Raw genomic sequence first — 7,801 nt, forward strand, 5'->3', positions numbered from 1 at the left:
GGATTTTGTAAGCTGTTTATGACATGAAACCCCTTGTTAATTCAGGCGGGGAGAGTTTTGACGGAGGGACTATATAGAATAAATAATGAAGCGTCTACCTTAGATTTAACAAATCTGAATATATACAATTATCTGATTAGTTACTAGATACTTATTTAAATACCGATAACTCTTAAATACTTAGAGGGAGTTTCTGGGCTGAATCCCAATCCTTTTTTGTTGAAAGAGTTTACGTATTTCTTCAAAACTTTTAGTCAAGTTTTGTTCTAAGGAAAAAAAGTAAGGGAGTTGCCATTTTTGAGTCTTCAAGGCTTCTTTGGATAGAGATGTTGTCCATGGTGGATATATACGAAAGGCACGCTTACCTTCTTTATCACCTTGGGACATGATACGCTTTTCTAATAATATTTTTTGGTCAAATATAAATTGGCCACGATGTATTCCGCTTGATACGAACACTATAACAAAATCTACATTATCTGTGGCATCGAGCGGTGCAATTTCACCTTTCGGTGTTGGTCGTTTCCAAATAGTAACGAATTGGCCGAGTTTAGTAGGAGTTGTTTTTGCTACACGAAAAGCAATGCCATAGTCATTAAGGCCAAAGCGACAAGCACCATATTCAGAGCTCTCAGGTTCACGCAAGGCTTTGGTTGTCACCTGTAGTCCTGCAGGGACATATATTTTTTGAATAGAATAAATAAGATCGTTAGGCAGACCTTCTAAGTTATCATTTGTCATTTTTATGTCCATTTCTCTAGCAATGAGTTAGCCTCAAGTCGGTCTCTTAGTACTTTAAAATTAATAATATCTGAGTCTTGATCTTGAGCAGTGCATGAAAAAATATAACCTCGTTCATCATCAACCTTTTGAATGCACTGACCACAAATTCCTTTCATCATGCATTGCATAGGTGAGTTAAGGCTGCATATCATTCGGGCATTACCAAATAATTCTAATTTTTTTTCTGCAACCGCCTGCATCATTCTGTCTGAGCCAATACAAATTACATACTCTATTTTATCTAATGAGCCAATAGACTTCTTTCCAAACTCTACTTCCAAAGGCATTTGCGTTGTCGCTTCGGTGCTCAAATCCTCGCGTACATCAAGTACGCTGCGGTTTTGCGCTCCGTGGGCTTCTAGCATCTGCTCTTTGGTAGCGAGTTTGGAAAGAAGTCTAACATTTTTGGCATAGTTAATAGCGTCTATAATGTTGCCTTTTATTGAGAAATCCTGGGCTCTTGATGTACTAAGCTTCTCTTCTTGGCAGGCCCAAAATACTTGATTAGCAATGTGCTCTATTTTTTCATGGTAGAATCGATCTTGCTGTTTTTTGTAGCCAGCAAAATATGTAATAGTACAATTATTTGCTTTTAATGCCTGACCGACTGCTAGTAGCACCGCATTACCAAGGCCACCTCCAATTAAAGCTACGTTCTTGTTTTGTACAATTTTTGTAGGAGTGCCAGTTGGCCCCATCAAGATAATCTCCTCTCCTTCTACAAGCTCTCGACATAATTTACTAGATGCTCCCATTTCAAGGATGATTAGTGATATAGTACCTTTTTGTCGATCAACATAGGCACCAGTTAAAGCAAGTGGCTCCATAAGTTTTCTGACATTAGTTGAGTAATTCTGTAGTTTAAAAAACTGCCCTGGTTTAAAATTTTGTACAGCTAGTGGTGAGTGTACTATTACTTCAACAATATTTTCAGATAATATATTGACCTTGACCACAGTGCTCTTTAAGTCCTTGTGAAGATTAGTCAAATTCTTTGGTTTGCGCTTTACTAGGCTTTGACTGATTGCTTTATATCCGTTCTTGGCGCTCGCAAGAGCACGAACCACGCTGCCAGAATATTGAGGATCGCAATCACCAAAATAACTAATACCAAATCTCTTTTTTAAAGGATACAAAGAATTTTGTGGATCTCCCTTGGGCTCACGTACAAATGTATCCTGCGCAAGCTCGTTCTGAAATTCATTTGTCTCATCTAATCTGAGATTTGGTATAATATCTTCATCAATATCTTGAAATTCATTATTATCTGTCCCGATTGCAATGAGAACTGATTTGGCTAGAATTTCTTTTCCGTCAGTAAATTTTACTAACTTGGAATAGCCAAATTCGTCAGTGCATATCTCTTTTGGCAAAATATTTTCTTCAAATTTTATACCCAAAGCAAGTGCGTGTTCTATTTCTTCAGGGTTCAATTTATATGCCGGCGATTCCTTGATTGATTTACGATAACAAATAGTCACTCCACCAAGGTTTTGCATTATTTTTAGCTTTTCTTCATCATTTATTGCTTTTCTAAATAACTCTGCGTGCTGGATAAGTTCCTTAGCAATAGTTATATCTTCCGGGTTCATATTTTTTAGAATGGTCTCTGACTTTTCCCAGTCTACTAAGAAATTCTCTACCATCATTGGATAATAATGCATAAGCTCAGTGGCGCTATCAACGGCAGTTAGTCCACAACCTATAACTACAAATGGGACGCGTATTAATAAATTTGTGTTGCTGGCTTTGTGGTAAGCAATGCCTTGCTGAAGATTCATTAGGAAGTCGGAGGCGCTGCGAACTCCTTTAGCAAAGTAGCCTGGCAAATTATCATAGCGTGGTTTGCCCCCACCAAGACATAATGTGATATGGTCAAATCCATAAACAAATGCTTGTTTTGTTGTAATGTTGCTACCTAGCCTTATCCCGCCATACATATTAAAATTTTCTCTTCTTTCTAAAATCAGCCTCAGAAGGCTTAAATTATTTTTATCCCATCGATTAGTAATGCCGTATTCCATTACTCCACCAAATCCTTGAGATAATTTTTCAGATAAAGGTATTTTCAGCTCTTGCCAGCACTTTATTGGTTTTTTGATATCAAAATGAAGGGGGGATATCTTTAATCCATCAATGGCTGTTACTTTATGTCCTTCATTCAATAAATAGTGAGATAAAGCAAATCCAGCAGGGCCCATGCCCGTAACTAGTACATTATAACCTGTGAAAGCGCGTGGAAGTGGTTCATCAATATTAAGTGGGTTCCACTTGGTAAGGAGTACGTAAATTTCTGTACCCCAAGGTAGGCCTAGTACCTGCTCAAGAATATTTGACTCGACTAGTGGGATATTTACGGGATCTTGTTTTTGATAGATACAAGCCTTCATACAATCATTACAAATACGGTGACCTGTAGCAGCAACTAGGGGGTTATCAACTACAATCATTGATAAGGCGGCAATATTGAATCCCTGACTTTTTAGCAGATTCATTTCAGAAATTTTTTGCTTTAAAGGGCAACCTGGTTTCTCAATTTTCAGCCCTTTTGAACAAGAATCTTTTTTCTGCTTGTGGCAATATATACAATATTTGGCCATAGCGTAAGCCTTATCAAGGGAACTAGGTTGATCGCGATAGTTAAAACCTAAATAAATATCTCTACTTAGTTTATCCACCTTGTGCTTACTGATATGGTTGTTTTCATCAACTGGTTTTGGTAGATCAAATAGACCTAGAGAGCTACCCATTGCAACCATAAATGCACAATATTGAGCTGCTATAATCAGTTCATTTTGGTAAGTGACAGGGTCTTTTTGCCATTCAATAATGGATTGAGCAATTGATTGCTCTGTAATATTACCTACTAAGAGCTTTATATTTTCAGTAATTTGTGCAAAATCAAGCCCCACAAGTTTTTCCTCAGGATATTGCTTAATTGCATATCTCTGAATAAATTTTCTCCTGCATTCGTAAATTAGATCAAATTTTTTATGTTCTTTCCTTAAGGCCAAATTTTCGTTTGTTATATTAAAAAGTTCTGCAATAAAATCATCTACAAAAGGAGATAACTGCAGAAGAAATTCAGAGTGATTAGTTAAATCAATAGCTATAGATCCGATTGATCTATAATGCTTCAATTGATCAGCTAAACCATTGTCATGGTTTTGTAGAAATTGCAAAAAACTCTTATCTAGATTGTGAAGTCCAGATAGAGAGCTTAGGTCTTCAAATACAAAGCCAAAATTTAAAGAAATCATAATAGGATAACAAAAGTAATTGTATTAATTGTTGCCAGGGTTACGACATTTTTGAAGCTTAACTGCCATATCAGAAAGTCATAAACTATGTACATTGATGTGATGCCACACCTTCATTAAACTAGTTTTAGCATCTCATTTCGTTACTTGAGATACCCGGAGATCAAGTCCAGTATGACCGTATTAGTTCTTTAAGCGGGTCTTACAGTCATCCTGAACTTGTTTTCAGGATCTTCTTTTCTGTTGCCGGAGATCCTGATATCCATGGTCAGGATGTATATTACATTAATGATGACACTTTTTGTATTTTATGGTTCTTACGCTAAACTCAGGTTAATTAATTTTTACAGAGATGAATCAATCCATGCTTTAATTGAGTTTTTTGGGATAGCTCCTATTTTTGTAGCAACTGGTTTCCCATTTTTGAAAATCATCATAGTTGGAATGCTGCGAATGCCAAGAGATGAGGGGGCTTCTGGATTATCATCAATATTCATTTTGACGATTTTTATTTTATCCTTCATCTCAACAGATAGTTGCTCAATTATGGGCCCGAGCATTTTGCATGGACCGCACCATTCTGCCCAGAAATCTATCAATACAGGTTCTTTCGAATTGGTTACTTCTTGCTCAAATTCACTATCAGTAATTTCTTTTGTCATTATCGTCTCTTGTCTTTAAGTTACAAAGCTTTGTACTAAGCTTCCAGCTAATAAATACCAGCCATCTACTAATACAAAGAAAATTATTTTAAATGGAAGCGCAACCATTACAGGAGGCATCATCATCATACCCATTGCCATCAAAATTGAGGCAACTACGATATCAATAATCAAAAATGGTAAGAATATCAAAAAACCTATTTCAAAACCGCGTTTTAATTCGCTAATCATAAAAGACGGAATAATAACGCGTAATGGGAGATCTTGTAGTTCTTGCGGAGGATCAACTTTTGCAATAGATGTAAAAAGGTCAAGATCCTTCGGCCTAGTATTTAATACCATGAATTTTTTAAATGGTTGGATAATCAAAGGAAAGGCCTCTGTTTCAGTCATGGTTTCTTCTAGCATTGGTTTGAGACCATTGTCATAGGATTCACTCAACGTCGGTGACATGATGAAAAAGGTTAAAAATAAAGCTAGGCTTATTAATACCTGATTGGGTGGAGATTGCTGCAGCCCAAGAGCGGTTCGAACAATTGAAAGGACAATCGATATGCGAACAAAGGATGTAACCATTATCAATATCGAAGGAGCTAGTCCAAGGACGGTAAGCAACATAAAAAGCTGCATTAGCCTGCTAGTCATTGAACTGCTGCCAAGTAAGTGTTCTATTTCTGAGGCAAGTGAATCATCTGCCAAAGAAATCATTGGAAGCAAAACAAGTAAGAAGCCAAGAGTCAGTCTAAATATATTGGCCTTCTTCCTAAAGATATTCACCATTTCTGTAGTTTTAATACCAAATCCTATTTTTAAATGATCCAAAGAATTTTGTGAATCTTCCTTGTGCTCATCTATAAATATAGGCTGCGCAAGCTTGTCCTGAAATTCATTTGTCTCATTTAATATAGGATTTGGTGTAATATTGTTCATTCTTCCTTAGTCGCGGTGTATTTATCAATTAAAAAAGAGTTCTGTTTGCTAATAGCGATAATATAATGGAATCCATTGTTATTGCTGATATTGACGATTTTAGTTCCCTCGTCAATATACACTATATTTTCAATTTTTAAACCACCTGTTTTACCAATTGATTTTGCACCTGTACCAAATTTAGTGTACCTCTGGACAATTCTTAGTACTATGTACATAGAGCCAAGGACTATCCCAAGGGCAAATAATGCTTTAAAAATAATTTCTAATTCCATTATTTGTTAGTACTTTTATAGTTGGCATTCTTGATGTAGCGATTCAGTTGATTATGCTTGGCCAGTGCGGCAGAACTCATTGCTTTTAATTCGCTTTTGCGTAAGTCAAAGAGTCCTCTCAACCGTTGCATTCTATCTTTAATTTCAGTCAGTTGTTTGGCATCAAAGCTGCTATTTACTACCGTGGCTCCAAAATTCTCAAAGAATTTAATAAGTTTAGGGTTGCTTGGGTCCTTTGAAAAGCCAGCTTCAAATTCATCAAATTTGGCCATGATTTCTGTCCAAGAAAAAGTTTCTTCTTTCATAAGCGTCGCATTTTGTTTTGTTTCTTTATAACTTCTTGCTCGTATATGTAAGTGAAGATTTCAGCAACAACTGAATATACTTCTAGTGGTATGTATTCATCAATATCCAAAATAGACAAAATCTCAACAAGATTAGCGTCCTTGTGTATGGGCACATTATTTTCCCGAGCTATTTGTGCTATCTTTTCAGCAACAATCCCTTTGCCAGCTGCTAGTACTTTTGGCGCAGCATCTTTATTTTTATCGAAGCCAAGAGCAACTGCCTTTTGATTTTTCTGAAAATTATTGTAATGATACATCTATAAAATTAAAATTTAAATGATAAATATGCGTAAAAAAATTGCAGAACTTATTTCAACTGTATTTTTTATTGGCAAGGTCAAGTATGCTCCAGGCACATTTGGGTCGCTACCAGCGTTTCCATTATGTTATATAATAATGTATTTTACGCTAAATAACAAAATTGTTTTTCCAATTGAAGGTTTTAACTTCCAGGAGCAGCAAATAATAGCTCTATTTGCCATAGAGTTGTTTGCAATTATTGCTTTATTTATTTTCGGCACATATTTTACCTCTATATATATTGAAGATATGGCAGAAAAAGATCCTAAAGAAGTAGTAATTGACGAAGTAGTTGGTCAAATGCTTACTGTTATATTATGCTCTTTTTCAGTTGTACTTACTTACGCAACTTCGTTACCAGAGCATTTTGAAGCTATGTATATCGACATAGCTTTTTTGTTCGTACTACCATTTGTTTTGTTCAGGTTATTTGATGCATTAAAGCCATGGCCGATTAATTGGCTGGACAAGAATATCAAAGGAGCGCTGGGTGTTATGGTTGACGATGTCGCTGCTGCAATATTTGCAAGCGTGGTGCAATATGTGTTAGTATTTTTTATATTGGATTTTTACCCGCTGATACCAAACTCAGGTTAAAGTTATGATAAAGCTCGTCCAGAAAATAAGAGATACAAGCAACGGAAAGGTGATTTCAGTTGCAGAATCGTGTACAGGAGGAATGTTAGCATCGTACTTGACATCCCTTCCAGGTTCTTCCGCTTATTTTTCTGCTGGCATCGTAAGCTATAGCAACGAAGCAAAGATAAAATTACTATCAGTTTCTTTGGAATCATTAGCTAAATACGGGGCTGTTTCTGAAGTCGTAGCGAAAGAAATGGCTTTGGGTTGTAAAAAAATTACAAGTAGTAATATAGTAGTTTCAGTTACTGGTGTTGCGGGACCAGATGGCGGTAGCCTAAATAAGCCAGTGGGTATGGTTTGTTTTGGAGTTGTAACTGATAGTGATGTAAAAACTTATACTTATCATCTAAAAGGTGATAGAGAAGATGTACGCAAAGAAGCGTGTATAATTGCATTAGTAATTATACTAGATTTGTTACAAAATTAGAGGACTAAGCTATTTGCTTATATAAACCTTTAGATAATTTTCTTGTTCTTTGTAGAACTTATTCCGACGCTTATTTATTTGCATAAATTTAAACCTATAGTTTATGTGCTATATTAACCACGCTTTGAATTTATTGAAGATATAGAATTGAATCTTGGGTTGTGCAGATAATATG

At 35.9% G+C, this 7,801-nt stretch carries 9 protein-coding genes; 2 read left to right on the forward strand and 7 right to left on the reverse strand.

What is annotated here, in order from left to right:
- Positions 1-180: 180 nt before the first annotated feature.
- The 7 genes from Megvenef_RS06000 to Megvenef_RS06030 all read right to left on the reverse strand — a co-directional run bounded on the left by Megvenef_RS06000 (position 181) and on the right by Megvenef_RS06030 (position 6,514).
- Positions 181-753, reverse strand: a complete 573-nt coding sequence (locus tag Megvenef_RS06000; RefSeq protein ID WP_322777071.1) for a MepB family protein — start codon at positions 751-753, stop codon at positions 181-183.
- Positions 744-4,043 (reverse strand): FAD-dependent oxidoreductase, encoded by a 3,300-nt coding sequence (locus tag Megvenef_RS06005; protein WP_322777072.1) that lies wholly within the window; start codon positions 4,041-4,043, stop codon positions 744-746. The genes Megvenef_RS06000 and Megvenef_RS06005 overlap by 10 nt, the downstream gene beginning before the upstream one ends.
- Before the next feature lie 344 nt (positions 4,044-4,387).
- Entirely contained in the window at positions 4,388-4,705 is a 318-nt protein-coding gene (trxA, locus tag Megvenef_RS06010) for a thioredoxin (protein ID WP_322777073.1), read from the reverse strand.
- A 15-nt stretch (positions 4,706-4,720) separates the two neighbouring features.
- On the reverse strand, positions 4,721-5,635 hold the full coding sequence (gene fliP, locus Megvenef_RS06015) for a flagellar type III secretion system pore protein FliP (protein WP_322777074.1): 915 nt from the start codon (positions 5,633-5,635) through the stop codon (positions 4,721-4,723).
- Positions 5,632-5,910, reverse strand: coding sequence for a hypothetical protein (locus Megvenef_RS06020; RefSeq protein ID WP_322777075.1), 279 nt, complete (start codon positions 5,908-5,910; stop codon positions 5,632-5,634). The genes fliP and Megvenef_RS06020 overlap by 4 nt, the downstream gene beginning before the upstream one ends.
- Entirely contained in the window at positions 5,910-6,215 is a 306-nt protein-coding gene (locus Megvenef_RS06025) for a hypothetical protein (RefSeq protein ID WP_322777076.1), read from the reverse strand. Before Megvenef_RS06025 ends, Megvenef_RS06020 begins: the two co-directional genes overlap by 1 nt.
- The gene (locus Megvenef_RS06030; protein WP_322777077.1) at positions 6,212-6,514 is read right to left on the reverse strand and encodes an EscU/YscU/HrcU family type III secretion system export apparatus switch protein; all 303 of its coding nucleotides are present in this window, start codon (positions 6,512-6,514) and stop codon (positions 6,212-6,214) included. The genes Megvenef_RS06025 and Megvenef_RS06030 overlap by 4 nt, the downstream gene beginning before the upstream one ends.
- 28 nt (positions 6,515-6,542) lie before the next feature.
- Between Megvenef_RS06030 and Megvenef_RS06035 the strand changes: the two genes are divergently transcribed.
- Positions 6,543-7,154 carry a phosphatidylglycerophosphatase A family protein gene (locus Megvenef_RS06035; RefSeq protein ID WP_410519766.1) on the forward strand — a complete coding sequence of 204 codons (612 nt, stop codon included), beginning with the start codon at positions 6,543-6,545 and terminating at the stop codon, positions 7,152-7,154.
- A gap of 4 nt (positions 7,155-7,158) precedes the next feature.
- A complete protein-coding gene (locus Megvenef_RS06040) occupies positions 7,159-7,626 on the forward strand; it encodes a CinA family protein (RefSeq protein ID WP_322777078.1) in 468 nt (155 codons plus the stop codon).
- The last annotated feature ends 175 nt before the right edge of the window (positions 7,627-7,801 follow it).

The organism is Candidatus Megaera venefica (assembly GCF_034554655.1).
GTDB lineage: Bacteria > Pseudomonadota > Alphaproteobacteria > Rickettsiales > Rickettsiaceae > Megaera_A > Megaera_A venefica.